The sequence below is a fragment of the Gilvimarinus sp. 1_MG-2023 genome, assembly GCF_030548285.1.
Genome location: NZ_JAUOSC010000014.1, coordinates 1 through 14,877, shown reverse-complemented (window position 1 = coordinate 14,877; position 14,877 = coordinate 1). Strand labels below are relative to the sequence as shown.

The window sequence follows — 14,877 nt, the reverse complement described above, 5'->3', positions numbered from 1 at the left end:
TTAAAGGATTCAATTATGCTTAAGGGAGTATTGTACAGTATCGCTTAGTTTTGCTTAATGGCCCGTTTTCTAGGAAAATATCCCCGACTTTACCAGCGGAGCAACCATGGCAAACCTAACAATCGCCTTAGGGCAAATTAATACACTTGTGGGCGATATTCCAGGCAATACCCAGCGTGTGCTTGAGGCTGCCCGCCGAGCCTACACACAATACTGTGCAGACGCGATTTTATTTCCTGAGTTGACGCTTACAGGTTACCCGCCCGAAGACTTATTATTGCGCCCAAGCCTACAGTTGCGCATTGAGCGCGCCTTACAAGCGCTTGCTGCGGCCCAATTGCCTATAACATTGATCGTGGGATACCCCAAGGCTACCGAAGCCGGCGTCTTTAATATGGCAGGTGTTATAGAAAGTGGCCACCTGATTGCTGAGTACGCTAAGCAGCATCTTCCTAATTATCAGGTATTTGATGAGATGCGTTACTTTGTGGCGGGTGATCGACCTTGTGTGTTTGAGCTTAAAGGCACCAAAGCGGCACTGACGATTTGCGAAGATATTTGGCAGGAGCAGCCAATGCTGCAAGCTCGCGAGGCGGGCGCTGAAATCATGCTAAACCTTAATGCCTCGCCTTTTCATCAGGGTAAGTCCGGTGAGCGCGAAGCGTTATTGGCCGAGCGTGCTCGTCAGGGGCAGATGCCCATCGTGTATACCAATTTAGTTGGGGGGCAAGATGAGCTGGTCTTTGATGGTGCATCCATGGTGGTGGATAAAAATGGTCAACTTTGTCTGCGATCAAAAGCATTTACCGAGTCCCTTGATACATGTGAGATAACTCGCAATTCCGATGGTTTAGTGATTAAGCCGCAGCAGCCACTCACGCCCGCCATGGAGCGGTTGGATGTTGTGTACCAAGCGTTGGTATTGGGGCTGCGCGATTATGTGGAAAAAAACCGGTTTCGCGGTGTGGTTTTAGGTTTATCAGGTGGTATAGATTCGGCATTGACTCTGGCCATTGCTGTCGATGCGCTGGGGGCGGATCGTGTGGAAGCGGTGATGATGCCATTTCGCTATACATCGGATATGAGTAAAGACGATGCCGCCGATGAAGCTGAGCGATTAGGTGTGCGCTACCAGTCGATCAGCATTGAATCTATGTATGATTCGTTTATGGAGGCTTTGGCGCCGGAGTTTGCTGGAATGTCTGCCGATACGACAGAGGAGAACTTACAAGCCCGCTGTCGCGGAGTGTTGCTGATGGCTATTTCTAATAAAAAGGGCTTTTTGGTGTTAACTACAGGCAATAAAAGTGAGTTGGCCGTCGGTTATTCCACGCTTTACGGGGATATGGCGGGTGGTTTTGATGTACTGAAAGATGTCCCTAAAACTCAGGTATTTGCCCTGGCTCGCCATCGCAATAGTCTATCGTCGGTGATCCCGGACAATGTCCTAACGCGACCGCCATCGGCAGAGCTGGCGCCAGACCAAAAAGATGAAGACTCTCTGCCTGCCTATGATGTTCTCGATGAAATATTGGCTTTGTATGTGGAGCGCGATTACAGCGCCGACCAGATTGTCGCCCAAGGGTTTAATGAGGATGACGTACGGCAGGTAATACGTCTGGTAGATCTTAATGAGTATAAACGGCGCCAAAGCCCCATCGGGCCTAGAGTTACTGCTCGCGGATTTGGTCGCGATCGGCGCTACCCGATCACCTCTGGTTGGCGTCCAGGGGAATAGTCGTTAGGTGGTTAGAAGTTGATTAAAGGTGCGCGCGAGTCCGACAAAGCCCAGTGAGCTTTGTCGGACTTTAATTATTGAGAGACGCGAGGAGTATCTTGGTATTGCGGGGCGTAATAGCGTCTCGAATCAAAGCCTCGTGGGTCGCGTTTATCAAACAAGCCGAAAGTCGCTTTGCTTATCCAGCTGCGGTCTTCGATATCGCCATGCTGGAAGTCGAAATCCCCCTCATTGTTAAAAGCGGGGTGGTCCGGGTAATTTAATCTCAGTACTGCCAGTGTTCTATCCGATAACTCGTCCATGCCGAGCAAGTGATAACCCTGTACAATCACCGCCAGCGCATCAGGCACCGCAGGGGTCTCTTGGAAGTTTTCAAGTACGTACTGACCGCGATTAATCGAGGCGAGATAAGCGCCGCGTTTAAAATAATAATTGGCGACGTGAATTTCGTAGCGTGCTAAGCGGTTGCGCAGGTAGAGCATACGCTTTTTGGCATCTTCGGCATAGGTGCTGTCAGGGTACCGGTTAAGTAGCTGAGTAAAATGCCCGAGAGATTCGCGAGCCGCTCCTGGGTCGCGTTGGGTTTGGTCAAGCGGCATAACGGTCGACAGGAAGTTTTCATCCTTACTGTATGTGCTCAAGCCCTTCATGTAATAGGCGTAATCGACGTTGCGGTGTTGCGGGTGCAGTCGAATAAAGCGGTCAGCCGCAGCGATAGCGGCGTCTGGGTCACCAGATTTGTAATAGGCGAAGATAATTTCCAGCTGTGCCTGCTCGGCGTACTTGCCAAAAGGGAAGTGCTCTTCAATCAGTTGTAAAGAGCTGATTGCGCTCTCCCAGCGACTGTTTTGGAGGTGCTGAATAGCCCTGTCGTAAACGTCGGCCTCGGACGTTAGGTCCTGCCTTTCACCGGTGGAAGAACAGGCGCTGAGTAGCATAAGGGCACCACTCAGAAAAAAAACTAGAGCTCGCATAGGGTTACAACTCACAATTCGTTATCATTTAGCCTTGTAGATAGGCTACCGGGCCCACGCCTCGTTAGGGATAGGGTGCGCCAACCCGCTATTTAAACACAGTCGGAGGTTAAGCCAAAGCTGCCGCCGCAATAGAGAATGCTTAAATGACAACCATCATAGAACTCTCGGCTCTGGTTCCACAGGAGTGTCGGGGGCAGCGCTTTGACCAAATCGCTGCGAACTTGTTCCCCGACTATTCACGCGCTCGCTTGCAAGGGTGGATAAAAGCCGGCGAGCTCACCGTTAATGGGGCCGCGGCCAAGGCAAAAGACAAACTGTTTGGCGGTGAGTCTCTGGTGTTAAAGGCTGAGCTGGAAAGCGAACAAAGCTGGCAGGCAGAAAATATTGAGTTAGATATTGTCCACGAGGACGATCATTTGATGGTGATCAATAAGCCGGCAGGCTTGGTGGTGCACCCTGCTGCGGGAAACTATACTGGCACCATGGTCAATGCGCTCCTGCATCATGCACCGCAAATGGCAGAGTTACCACGTGCAGGCATTGTGCACCGGCTCGATAAAGACACTACTGGGTTAATGATGGTGGCTAAAACCTTAGCGGCACACCACAATTTAGTCAGTCAGCTGCAAGCGCGCACCGTCAGCCGGGAATATGAAGCGGTTGCTATAGGCCAGTTTACCGGGCCGGGCAAAGTCAATGCGCCGATTGGCAGGCACCCAAAGCAGCGCAAGCAGATGGCAGTGGTGCCCCACAGCGGAAAGCCGGCGGTGACTCATTACAGTGTGCTTCAGCGTTATACTCGACATGCCCACCTGCGGTTAAAGTTAGAGACGGGGCGAACGCACCAAATTCGAGTGCATATGGCGCATATTAACCATCCATTGGTCGGAGATCCGGTATACGGAGGCCGCTTTAAACGCCCAGCGGGTATTAGTCCGCATCTGGCAGATGTTCTGCGGCAGTTTTCACGGCAAGCCTTACATGCCGCTGAGTTGGGCTTAGTTCATCCTGCGACAGGAGAGTATCGGCAATGGAGTGCACCCTTACCGCTCGATATGCAAACGTTACTGACAGAGCTGGAGCAAGATCATGAGTCGTGAGACAGACTTTATTATCCCCGAGTGGCCAGCACCCACCACCGTTCGCGCCCTAACCAGCACACGTTTAGGCGGTGCTAGCCGGGGAGGGTATGCAAGCAATAATCTCGCCCTCCATGTGGGGGATGATGAATCATTGGTACGCGAAAATCGACAACGTTTAGTCGAGGATAGGTTGATTCCGCGAGCCCCCCAGTGGCTGGAGCAAGTGCATGGCGACAAAGTCGTTGAGGCTTCGGCCGATGGCTGGGTGCAAACTGCCGACGCTTGTTTTACTCGTCAGCGCGAGTTGCCCTGTGCCGTACTGACGGCGGACTGCTTGCCGATTTTGTTGTGCAATACGGCGGGTACGCAAGTGGCTGCTGTGCATGCAGGTTGGCGTTCGCTGGCTGCCGGTATTGTTCGTAAAACCTTGGCGACTTTTTCCGACGATACCCCAGAGCTAATGGCTTGGCTTGGGCCTGCTATTGGGCCGGCTCAGTTCGAGGTGGGGGTGGATGTACTGGAGGCCTTTTTTGCCTCCGCCATTGATGACCAGCACGCCGATATGATCGCTGGCGCGTTTACTGCCGGTCAAAAGCCTATGCGGTTTATGGCCGATCTTTACGCCCTAGCCCGTGCTGAGTTAAACGGCGCTGGGGTGGATCGAATATTCGGCGGAGATTTTTGCACCTACGAGCAAGGTGATCGCTTTTACTCTTTTCGCCGTGATGGTAAAGGCTCTGGGCGTATGGCTTCTATTATTTGGTTGGCAGTTTAAACCGGCTACAGGGCAATATAAAAATAACCAGGGCGCCACGAGTCTTGATTTATAAGCCACAAGCCCTTATCTATTTAATAGTACTTCTGGTAAAGAGATAAACGGCGACCATGCCGCTTGCCAATGCCGCTTTAGTGTGAGGAAAGAGTATGCGCATCGATCGTTTCACCAACCAATTACAATTGGCCTTATCAGACGCCCAGTCGGCTGCGGTGGGTCGTGACCACAGTCAGCTGGAACCGGTGCACCTAATGCTGGCCATGCTGGATCAGCAAGGCGGCACTGTGCAGCCGTTACTCATGCAAGCTGGGTTCGATGTTAAGGGATTGCGCAATGAGCTCAATAAATCCCTCGATCGGTTGGCGCGAGTGCAATCCCCAGATGGCGATGTGCGCATGTCGCAAGATTTGGCTCGCCTGTTAAATCTGGCCGATCGTCACGCTCAAAAAGCCGGTGATAAATTCGTCTCTAGCGAGTCACTGTTATTGTCAGCAATGGAAGACGGTACCAGCGAGCTGGGGAGGCTGCTCGGTGAGTCTGGAAATACCAAACGATTAAAGCAGGCGGTCGAGTCCGTTCGCGGTGGTGAAACTGTTGATGATGCCGATGCCGAGGGTAATCGCCAATCGCTGGATAAATTCACTGTCGATTTAACCGCGCGAGCCGAGGCCGGAAAACTGGACCCAGTGATTGGTCGCGACGATGAAATCCGCCGCACCGTACAAGTTTTACAGCGCCGCACCAAAAACAACCCGGTTCTGATCGGCGAGCCGGGTGTGGGTAAAACCGCGATCGTCGAGGGCCTGGCACAGCGGATTGTGAACGGTGAAGTCCCCGAGGGGCTTAAAAACAAGCGCTTGCTGTCGCTCGACTTAGGCTCACTCTTGGCCGGCGCAAAGTTCCGTGGTGATTTTGAAGAGCGGTTAAAGTCCGTACTTAATGAACTCGCCAAGCAAGAAGGGCGTGTCATATTATTTGTGGATGAGTTGCACACCATGGTCGGTGCCGGTAAGGCCGAGGGCGCGATGGATGCCGGGAACATGCTCAAACCGGCCTTGGCGCGGGGCGAACTGCATTGCGTAGGGGCCACAACCTTGGATGAATACCGCCAATTTATTGAAAAAGACGCCGCGCTCGAGCGTCGTTTTCAAAAAGTCTTGGTTGACGAGCCCTCGGAGGCGGACACTATCGCGATATTGCGTGGACTAAAAGAGCGCTATGAGTTGCATCACGGGGTCGATATAACCGACTCGGCGATTATTGCCGCCGCTAAATTATCACAGCGCTACATCACCGATCGGCAATTGCCTGATAAAGCCATTGATCTTATCGATGAGGCGGGTAGCCGCATTCGCATGGAAATCGACTCCAAGCCAGAAGAGATGGACAAGCTTGAGCGCCGATTAATACAGCTCAAAATCGAGCGTGAAGCCGTCAAAAAAGATGAAGACGAGCCCAGTCGCAAACGGCTGGCAAAAATTGAGGCAGACATTGACGATTTAGAGCGCAAGTATTCTGAGCTAGAAGAGGTATGGCGCACTGAGAAAGCGGCTTTACACGGCTCGCAAGAAATAAAAAGTAGTTTGGAGCAAGCTCGCCTCGACTTAGAAGCCGCTCGCCGGGCCGGTGACCTGGGGCGTATGTCGGAGTTGCAATACGGCATTATCCCCGAGTTGGAGCGACAGTTGGATATGGCCAGCCAGGTCGACATGATGGAAATGAAGCTGCTGCGCAACCGTGTGGGTGAAGAAGAAATCGCCGAGGTTGTCTCCAAGTGGACGGGCATCCCCGTGGCCAAAATGTTGGAAGGGGAGCGAGAGAAACTATTGCAAATGGAGGCCGCGCTGCACAAGCGAGTCATTGGGCAGGAAGAGGCCGTGGTGGCCGTTGCCAATGCCGTACGGCGTTCACGAGCGGGCTTGTCGGATGAGAATCGCCCCAACGGCTCTTTCTTGTTCTTAGGGCCAACCGGCGTGGGTAAAACCGAGTTGTGCAAAACGCTGGCCTCTTTCTTGTTTGATACCGAAGAGGCGATGGTGCGCATTGATATGTCTGAGTTTATGGAGAAGCACTCTGTGGCGCGCTTAATAGGTGCCCCGCCCGGTTACGTCGGTTATGAAGAGGGCGGTTATCTCACCGAAGCGGTGCGCCGCAAACCCTACTCGGTGCTCCTGCTCGATGAAATCGAAAAAGCGCACCCTGACGTGTTTAATATACTGTTGCAAGTATTGGACGATGGCCGCCTAACCGATGGCCAGGGCCGCACTGTAGATTTTCGCAATACCGTGGTGGTGATGACCTCTAACCTAGGGTCGGACCGCATTCAGGACTTAGCCGAAGATAAGTCTTTCGACACCGTTAGCTTCGACGCCAATGGCGAGTTGGCCGACTCCACCAATAATGAAAATCGCTATGCCGCAATGAAAGATGCGGTGATGGAAGTGGTGGGGCAGCATTTTCGCCCTGAGTTCATTAACCGAGTCGATGAGGCCGTGGTTTTCCATCCGCTGGCCAAAAACCAGATTCGTGGTATTACCGATATCCAAATCGCTCAGCTGGCTAAGCGCTTGGCGGAGAAAGATATGACATTGGAGCTCAGTGCGCAGGCCATGGATCAGCTGGCCGATGCGGGATATGACCCAGTCTATGGTGCTCGGCCATTAAAAAGGGCGATTCAACAGCAAATCGAAAACCCGTTAGCGCAAGACATTTTGGCCGGTAAGTTTGCCGCTGGCGATGTGATTGAGGCGGTTCTGGAAGACGGTCGGATACAGTTTCAGGTCAAGCTTAAACACTGATGTGCTTACGCGGGCCGCTCAAGCGGCCCGTATGCCAGCTTAGCAGGCTTCGTTTATCGCTTTTTGAGCTGCTTCCAGGCGAGTTTTCTTCTCATCTTCACCTAAAAACCGAAAGCTGCCGTCTTCGGTGCTTTCTCGAACGCGTCCGCCGCGGCCTAAGATCTCGGCATTTTTTCGAGCTTTTGCGCAGCGCTCAGGGTCTTTCTTTGATTCCGCTTCTGCGCTTGCACTCTCAGGGGTTCCCGAATTGGTGCTGTTTTCGGGGCTGGAGTGCTGGTAATTAACCGGTTCACTGTGGCCCGTTTTGGGCGTAATGGCCGTGCTCTGGGAGTTATTGGGGGGGCGAGTGCCGTAGTGTGTCGTCCCGTCTTCATCGACCCATTTATAAAAAGTGTCGGCGGCGTGTGTGGTGTTTGCCCCTAAAATTAGAAGCGTACACGCTAATCCTAAGCGCCAGTTACGTTTTAGCATGAGATCATCCTATTATGCTGTATCAACGTCCTCACTATAACGCTAATTGTCAGTGGACGCGAAAGTTTGATTCCGATTCTGTGAAAAGTGTGTCGCAGGCGGAGTTAAAAGCGTGGATAAACGCTGCAAAATCTTGACTTTATAGCATATGTTGAGACAATACACAGTCTCGCTAGATGGCGCGTGGAACCAGCCGATAACCTCGGCGCCTATCGCTACGCCCAGCAAGTCACCCGCTTGTTGAACCATCCGCACCGCGTAGGCGCATCCACCGATGGTGCCTACCCAAGAAACCGCATGAGCTACAAGCGCGTAACTTGGGGAATCCAGAATATTCAACAGCACCAGTGGTCCGGCCTTGACTATCTCAAGGTTCGGGGTTGCTCATTGGTGCTTGAGTCCATGATTGAGACAAGCAGTTTAAAGGGGAAATGACGTGGAAATGCTATCAGGCGGCGATATGTTGATTCGCGCACTGCATGACGAAGGCGTTGAATACGTTTTCGGTTATCCAGGCGGTGCAGCGCTGCATATATATGACGCTATTTTCAGGCAACAAGAAGTTAAACATATATTGGTTCGCCACGAGCAAGCGGCTACTCATGCCGCCGATGCATACTCGCGTGCGACCGGCCAAGTGGGCACCGTTTTGGTAACCTCAGGTCCAGGGGCTACCAATGCCATTACCGGCATTGCCACTGCCTATATGGATTCTATTCCGATGGTGGTGATCTCAGGCCAGGTGGTTTCAGAGCGTATCGGTGAAGATGCCTTTCAGGAAACCGACATGGTTGGCGTATCGCGCCCTATCGTGAAACACAGCTTTATGGTGCGCGATCAGCGCGATATTCCTGAGATTGTGAAAAAGGCGTATTACATTGCCGCAACCGGCCGGCCGGGCCCGGTGGTGATTGATGTACCTAAAGATATCACCAATCCGTTTGATACCTTCCCTTATGAGTATCCGGAAAAGGTGAAAATCCGCTCTTACACGCCAGCGACTCGTGGCCACGCCGGGCAAATTAAAAAAGCTGTGCAGTTGCTTATTGAGGCAAAGCGCCCGGTGATTTACGCCGGTGGTGGTGTAGTGCAAGGCAATGGTTCGGAGTTGCTGACCGAGCTGGCGCGCAAATTGAACTACCCGGTGACCAATACTTTAATGGGCCTTGGGGCTTATCCGGGCACCGATCGTCAGTTTGTGGGTATGCTGGGTATGCACGGCACCTACGAGGCGAATATGGTTATGCATCACGCCGACGCCATTTTGGCCGTGGGCGCGCGTTTTGATGACCGGGTAACTAATGCGGTCAACAAATTCTGCCCTAACGCTAAGATCATTCATATTGATGTTGATCCGGCCTCTATATCGAAAACCGTTACCGCCGACATCCCCATTGTTGGGGCTGTGGATAGTGTATTGACCGATATGCTGGCGTTGGTGAACGAAAGTGACGAAGTTCCGGATGCTGGGGCGATTAAAAATTGGTGGCAGCAGATTGAAGAGTGGCGAGATAACCACGGCATCTATGTGGCACCTCGGTACCAGCAGGCCGAATCTGGCAAGATCATGCCGCAGGATGTGATTAAAACCTTGCATGAAGTGACCAAGGGCGATGCCTATGTCACCTCTGATGTGGGGCAGCATCAAATGTTTGCCGCGCAGTATTATTTATTTGATAAACCACGTCGTTGGATCAACTCCGGCGGTTTGGGCACCATGGGCTTTGGTTTGCCCGCCGCTATGGGGGCGCAAATGGCCGACCGCGATGCCGTTGTGGCCTGTGTAACCGGCGAAGGCAGCATTCAAATGTGTATTCAGGAGTTGGCAACCTGCACACAGTACCATTTGCCAATCAAAATTATCTGCCTGAATAACCAAGCGTTGGGTATGGTGAAGCAGTGGCAGGATATGCAGTACGGTAGCCGCTACTCTGAAAGCTTGTACGAAGACTCGCTGCCAGACTTTGTTAAGCTGGCTGAGGCGTACGGTCATGTGGGTATTCGTGTCACCAAAAAAGAAGAGCTCAAGGCGAAAATGGAAGAGTGCTTTGCAATGAAAGATCGCGTGGTGTTTATGGATATTGCGGTGGATAACTCCGAGCACGTCTATCCCATGCAAATCGCAGGCGCGTCTATGCGTGACATGTGGCTGAGCAAAACGGAGCGCACTTAATATGAGACGAATTATTTCAGTATTAATGGAAAACGAGCCGGGCTCATTGTCGCGCGTTGTTGGGTTATTTTCTCAGCGCGGCTATAACATTGAGTCGCTGACTGTTGCGCCCACAGAAGATGAAACCCTGTCGCGTTTAACGTTGACCACCATCGGTGACGATCACAAAATCGAGCAAATCACCAAGCACCTTAACAAGTTAATTGATGTGGTGAAATTGGTCGACTTAACCGAAGGCGCGCACATCGAACGTGAGGTTATGCTGATTAAAGTTAAGGCGGCCGGAGCTCAGCGCGCGGAAATTAAGCGTTGCGTGGACATCTTTCGCGGTCAAATAGTCGATGTCACTGCCAGCCTTTATATTATTCAGATTACCGGCACTTCCGATAAACTCGACGCCTTCTTGCAGGCGGTCGGTGACGCTTCCATTTTGGAGGTGGTACGTTCCGGCGTCTCGGGCATTGCCCGCGGCGAGAAAGTCTTAAGCTTGTAATTGGCTTGGTCGGAGCGGGAAGAGCGCTAAGCTTTTCCCGCCCTGCCAGTCGTCTCCTATCAACAAACTGTTAAGCCTTTCCCCAACCACAAAGCCGTCAAGCCGGCCCGTCCATTCACATCAAACTTGCGGTAAATAGAGGTCACATAGGAATGCACAGTTGTGTAGGCCAAGCCTAACTCGTCGGCGATCTCGCGCTCGCTGCTGTCGGTGAGTAATTGCTGCAGTACTCGACGCTCGGTGGGGGTGATGGCCACGGCGCCAATATGCAAGCCATAAGACAGTGCCACCTGACGCTGAAACCAACTTAATCCGCGCAGTAGCGCCGCGGCTTGCTGGCAGTCGCTGCGGCAAAAAGGCGGTTGTGTACCCACCCGGTCAACCGTTATGTAGCACTCCATATCCTCATTGAGAGGCGTTACCACATACAGCCGATCCACCAACCCATTGTGTTCCTTTTGCGTTAAATAATAGTCACCTTGGTACCAAGTTTTATCCACAATATCATCTTGTAAATAGACTCTAAACTTGCCCGCCATACGCACCTGGGTTTGCAGCGATGGGTCTGGTCCCGTCTTATCAATTTCTTGCATTTTGTTTTTTATAAAGGCGTTGGTACTGGGCTTGCTATCCATTAGATGAGTAATGCGCGGGCGCCAGCCCAGTAAAGGGTCGTTTGGCTCGTGCGCGTTTAAACGCAACGCGCCTATCCAGGATGCTGAAGTGCCCTCTACCAGTTGGCACAGCGACTCCAGTAAATAATCCAGCGCTTCGTCGCTCCTGGCCGCATCAAATTGTGCCAATTGATCCCATATTTGGCATATTTGCGGTGTGATCTGCAGTGAGTTAGGGGCGGTAGGCGGATCGGATTTCATGTTAAGTGTCTATTTGAGGTTGGGTGAATAAGCCAAATAGGCTGTTAAGTGAGCGATATACAAAGCCTTAAAAAGCGTAGTGCCTGTTATAGACCCTCTGTTTAGAGGTTACCGAACAACCTCGGTAATTGCGACAATTGCGCGTTTGATAACAGGTCTAATACTTTGTAGGGGATAGTACAGTGACTCAGTGCCACCACACTGCTTGGGAAGTGCGTAAATACAACTCACAAGTGCCGTCCAAAGCCACTATCAGTTGCGGGGTGCACCTGTCGTCGATGGCATTGCCAGTATCTATCGCTACGGCAACATGATGGGTATAAGTCAGCAGGGCCCAAATACCACTATGGTGTGGACATCTTACCAACGCTGGGCATGATGCGGTATAGCCCCGTTCCTCTATTGAACCTCAGCCCACAGGGCGGAGACGATTGGGCTTTTAAGGCGTTTTTCCAGTACACAAATTCCCGTGTCAAAAGGTCCCAAGTCTGGCTGGTCCGCCAATAAAGCGACACGGTCTTTTAGGGGGCTGTTTTCCAGTACGATATGCGGCACCAAGCCCACCCCAAAACCTAAACTCACCATGCTGACAATGGCTTCGTTGCCTTTTACTTCCGCGTAGATGTTGGGTGCAATTCCTTCAAGCTGGCACCACTGGTTAAAGCGTTCGCGGGCGAGCCCTTCTTCGGAGATGATCATTGGCAGTGTTTGCCAGTGTTCGCCGTCAGCTGCAGGGAGCAAGGATGAATCTTTAGGGCCAATAAAGCGCAGTGGCGAGCTGGCAATCGCTTTGAAGTTAATCTCTGCAGGCAGGGTGCTGGGGCGCGCCGCGATGGCGATATCTTCATAACCGCCGGTAACTCGTTCGATCGCTTGTGCGGGATCACCGGTGTGCAATTTAATATTAATGCCGGGGTGGCGGGTTCGGAACTCGGCGAGAATTTCATACAAAAAGCTGTAGCTGGCCGTTACGGAACAATAAATACTGAGTTGACCGCGCAGGGTATGGGCGTCAGCCAGAATGGAGTCTTGAAAGGTTTCCCACTGTTGTAATGTTTCCCGGGCAAACTGCAAAAAACGATGGCCGGCTTCAGTCAGGGCAACGGAACGGTTGTTTCTGTCCACCAAGGCGGCTCCAAGCTCCTGTTCTAGCTGCTGAAGGTTGCGGCTCATGGTAGAGGGGCTGACGTGGCACTGCGCGGCTGCGCGGCCAAAGTGGCCGGTGGAGGCCAGCGAGAGAAAGAGCTTGAGTTTGTGTATGTCCATAGGTCTATTGTTGCATATTATGAAATATAAGGTTTTAAATATATCATTTTACGTAACAAGAAATATTGACTAAACTGCGCGCAATTCTTTCCATTCACTGATTACTAGGAGTCTGTTATGCAGGTTTACTACGATAAAGATTGCGATCTTTCCATTATCCAAGGCAAAAAAGTTGCCATCATCGGTTACGGTTCACAGGGGCACGCCCACGCTTGTAACCTGAACGACTCTGGCGTTAACGTCACTGTCGGTCTGCGTAAAGGCTCTTCTTCGGTTGCTAAAGCGCAAGCTCACGGCTTAAAAGTAAGCGAAGTAGCTGAAGCCGTTGCCGGTGCCGAAGTGGTTATGCTGCTGACTCCCGATGAATTCCAAGCTCAGCTATATAAAGAAGAGATTGAGCCAAACCTGAAAGAAGGCGCTACCTTGGCTTTCGCCCACGGCTTTGCCATCCACTACAACCAAATCGTGCCGCGCAAAGATCTGGACGTGATTATGGTTGCCCCTAAGGCGCCTGGCCACACCGTGCGTACCGAGTTTGTTCGCGGTGGCGGTATCCCTGATTTGATCGCGATTCAACAAGATGCCTCTGGCAAAGCTAAAGATGTAGCCTTGTCTTACGCCTCAGGTGTAGGTGGTGGTCGTACCGGTATTATCGAGACTACCTTTAAAGACGAAACCGAAACTGACCTGTTTGGTGAGCAAGCGGTTCTGTGTGGTGGTGCAGTTGAACTGGTTAAAATGGGCTTCGAAACCCTGACCGAAGCGGGTTACGCGCCCGAGATGGCTTACTTTGAGTGTCTGCACGAGCTGAAGCTGATCGTTGACTTGATGTACGAAGGCGGCATCGCCAACATGAACTACTCGATCTCGAACAATGCCGAGTACGGCGAGTACGTTACCGGCCCAGAAGTGATCAACGCTGAGTCACGCGAAGCCATGCGCAATGCACTTAAGCGCATTCAAAACGGTGAGTACGCCAAGATGTTTGTCGCCGAAGGTGCACACAACTACCCATCCATGACGGCTAACCGTCGCAACAACGCGGCGCACCCAATCGAGCAAGTGGGTGAGAAGCTGCGCGCCATGATGCCTTGGATTCAGGCTAACAAGATCGTCGACAAAGACAAAAACTAAGTCGCGTCCTGTTATTTTCGGAAGCGCCGCTTCTGGCCACAAACCCTTGCTTGCGCAGGGGTTTGTTGTTTTTGTGTTAGGCTAATGTTTTAAATGGGTAATATGAGGCTTTATGAGTCAGGAATCGGAAAAGTCAGTTGGCGAGCAAGAGGACGATAGCCTGCTTCCTTTCGACGAGCATGTCGAAGAGGTGCAAGAGGGCGATAAAAAAGTTCGGCATCGCGGCGTGTACTTACTGCCTAATTTATTTACTACAGCGGCCTTGTTTAGTGGCTTCTACGCCATTATTACAGCGACACAAGGTAAATTCGATGTGGCGGCTATCGCCATTTTCGTTGCGATGCTGCTAGATGGCATGGATGGCCGTGTGGCACGTCTGACCAACACTTCCAGCGCCTTTGGTGAGCAATACGATAGCTTGTCGGATATGGTGTCTTTCGGGCTGGCCCCTGCTTTGGTGATGTTTAACTGGGCCTTGGCGGATTTGGGTAAGTTTGGTTGGGCGGCGGCCTTTGGCTTTGCCGCTTGTGCTGCTTTACGCTTGGCGCGGTTTAATACTCAGATTGGCAAGGTCGATAAAGGCGAATTTGTCGGGCTGGCAAGCCCCTCGGCGGCCGCGCTTATCGCCGCGACCGTCTGGACGGGGCACGATGTCGCAATGAATGTGCCCCTAGCGATACTGGCCGCCTTTATGACGGGGGTGGCTGCGCTCTTGATGGTGTCCAATGTCCGCTATACCAGCTTTAAGAATATTGATTTTCGTGGGCGCGTCCCATTTGTAAAAATGCTGGTTGTAGTGTTGATTTTTGTTGTCGTTAGTATTGATCCGCCCCGGGTATTGTTGGGGATGGCACTTATATATGCGGCATCTGGGCCGGCAATGTGGATTTGGCAGAGAAAATCCATACTTGTTCCGGCTAAAAGCACTGCAGACTCTGAGAAAGCGGGGGTTGTGGCGGATGAGGAACGGCATCCCCAAGGCCCTGCCTGAGTGTAATAGGGCTTGCTAGGGTAAAAAGGCGGCCGCAGGCCGCCTTTTTTATAGGCAAGTTGTAGCAAATTTGCGCGCTGTAAAATTAATTTCATAAAAGTAGT

At 52.0% G+C, this 14,877-nt stretch carries 13 protein-coding genes; 9 read left to right on the top strand and 4 right to left on the bottom strand.

The window, feature by feature from the left end; translation table 11 throughout:
- Positions 1 to 106 precede the first annotated feature (106 nt).
- Positions 107 to 1,738, top strand: coding sequence for an NAD+ synthase (locus tag Q4563_RS13560; RefSeq protein ID WP_303604841.1), 1,632 nt, complete (start codon positions 107 to 109; stop codon positions 1,736 to 1,738).
- 74 nt (positions 1,739 to 1,812) lie between these two features.
- On the opposite strand, the gene Q4563_RS13555 is transcribed toward Q4563_RS13560, so the two are convergent.
- The gene (locus Q4563_RS13555) at positions 1,813 to 2,712 is read right to left on the bottom strand and encodes an outer membrane protein assembly factor BamD (RefSeq protein ID WP_215975618.1); all 900 of its coding nucleotides are present in this window, start codon (positions 2,710 to 2,712) and stop codon (positions 1,813 to 1,815) included.
- 146 nt (positions 2,713 to 2,858) lie between these two features.
- Here Q4563_RS13555 and rluD point away from each other — a divergent pair, with 146 nt between their 5' ends.
- The 3 genes from rluD (at position 2,859) to clpB (ending at position 7,370) form a co-directional block, all read left to right on the top strand.
- Positions 2,859 to 3,815 (top strand): 23S rRNA pseudouridine(1911/1915/1917) synthase RluD, encoded by a 957-nt coding sequence (rluD, locus tag Q4563_RS13550; protein WP_215975617.1) that lies wholly within the window; start codon positions 2,859 to 2,861, stop codon positions 3,813 to 3,815.
- Positions 3,805 to 4,572: a peptidoglycan editing factor PgeF gene (pgeF, locus tag Q4563_RS13545; RefSeq protein ID WP_303604840.1), complete on the top strand. Its 768-nt coding sequence runs from the start codon at positions 3,805 to 3,807 to the stop codon at positions 4,570 to 4,572. Before rluD ends, pgeF begins: the two co-directional genes overlap by 11 nt.
- Before the next feature lie 149 nt (positions 4,573 to 4,721).
- Positions 4,722 to 7,370, top strand: a complete 2,649-nt coding sequence (gene clpB / locus Q4563_RS13540) for an ATP-dependent chaperone ClpB (protein WP_303604839.1) — start codon at positions 4,722 to 4,724, stop codon at positions 7,368 to 7,370.
- Positions 7,371 to 7,409: 39 nt separating this feature from the next.
- Here the strand turns inward: clpB and Q4563_RS13535 are convergent, their stop codons facing one another.
- Positions 7,410 to 7,841 (bottom strand): DUF4124 domain-containing protein, encoded by a 432-nt coding sequence (locus Q4563_RS13535; protein ID WP_303604838.1) that lies wholly within the window; start codon positions 7,839 to 7,841, stop codon positions 7,410 to 7,412.
- 183 nt (positions 7,842 to 8,024) lie between these two features.
- Between Q4563_RS13535 and Q4563_RS13530 the strand changes: the two genes are divergently transcribed.
- From Q4563_RS13530 to ilvN, 3 genes are read left to right on the top strand one after another with little or no spacing between them, the layout of a single operon-like run.
- Positions 8,025 to 8,276 carry a hypothetical protein gene (locus tag Q4563_RS13530; protein WP_303604837.1) on the top strand — a complete coding sequence of 84 codons (252 nt, stop codon included), beginning with the start codon at positions 8,025 to 8,027 and terminating at the stop codon, positions 8,274 to 8,276.
- 1 nt (position 8,277) lies between these two features.
- Complete coding sequence (locus Q4563_RS13525; RefSeq protein WP_215975612.1) at positions 8,278 to 10,014, top strand: acetolactate synthase 3 large subunit; 1,737 nt, start codon at positions 8,278 to 8,280, stop codon at positions 10,012 to 10,014.
- A gap of 1 nt (position 10,015) precedes the next feature.
- Positions 10,016 to 10,507, top strand: coding sequence for an acetolactate synthase small subunit (gene ilvN, locus Q4563_RS13520; RefSeq protein ID WP_215975611.1), 492 nt, complete (start codon positions 10,016 to 10,018; stop codon positions 10,505 to 10,507).
- 59 nt (positions 10,508 to 10,566) lie between these two features.
- Here the strand turns inward: ilvN and Q4563_RS13515 are convergent, their stop codons facing one another.
- The gene (locus Q4563_RS13515) at positions 10,567 to 11,382 is read right to left on the bottom strand and encodes a helix-turn-helix transcriptional regulator (RefSeq protein WP_215975610.1); all 816 of its coding nucleotides are present in this window, start codon (positions 11,380 to 11,382) and stop codon (positions 10,567 to 10,569) included.
- Between the two features lie 399 nt (positions 11,383 to 11,781).
- The gene (gene ilvY / locus Q4563_RS13510) at positions 11,782 to 12,648 is read right to left on the bottom strand and encodes an HTH-type transcriptional activator IlvY (RefSeq protein ID WP_303604836.1); all 867 of its coding nucleotides are present in this window, start codon (positions 12,646 to 12,648) and stop codon (positions 11,782 to 11,784) included.
- Between the two features lie 117 nt (positions 12,649 to 12,765).
- Between ilvY and ilvC the strand changes: the two genes are divergently transcribed.
- Positions 12,766 to 13,782: a ketol-acid reductoisomerase gene (gene ilvC, locus Q4563_RS13505; RefSeq protein WP_215975608.1), complete on the top strand. Its 1,017-nt coding sequence runs from the start codon at positions 12,766 to 12,768 to the stop codon at positions 13,780 to 13,782.
- Between the two features lie 112 nt (positions 13,783 to 13,894).
- A complete protein-coding gene (gene pssA, locus Q4563_RS13500) occupies positions 13,895 to 14,773 on the top strand; it encodes a CDP-diacylglycerol--serine O-phosphatidyltransferase (protein WP_303604835.1) in 879 nt (292 codons plus the stop codon).
- The last annotated feature ends 104 nt before the right edge of the window (positions 14,774 to 14,877 follow it).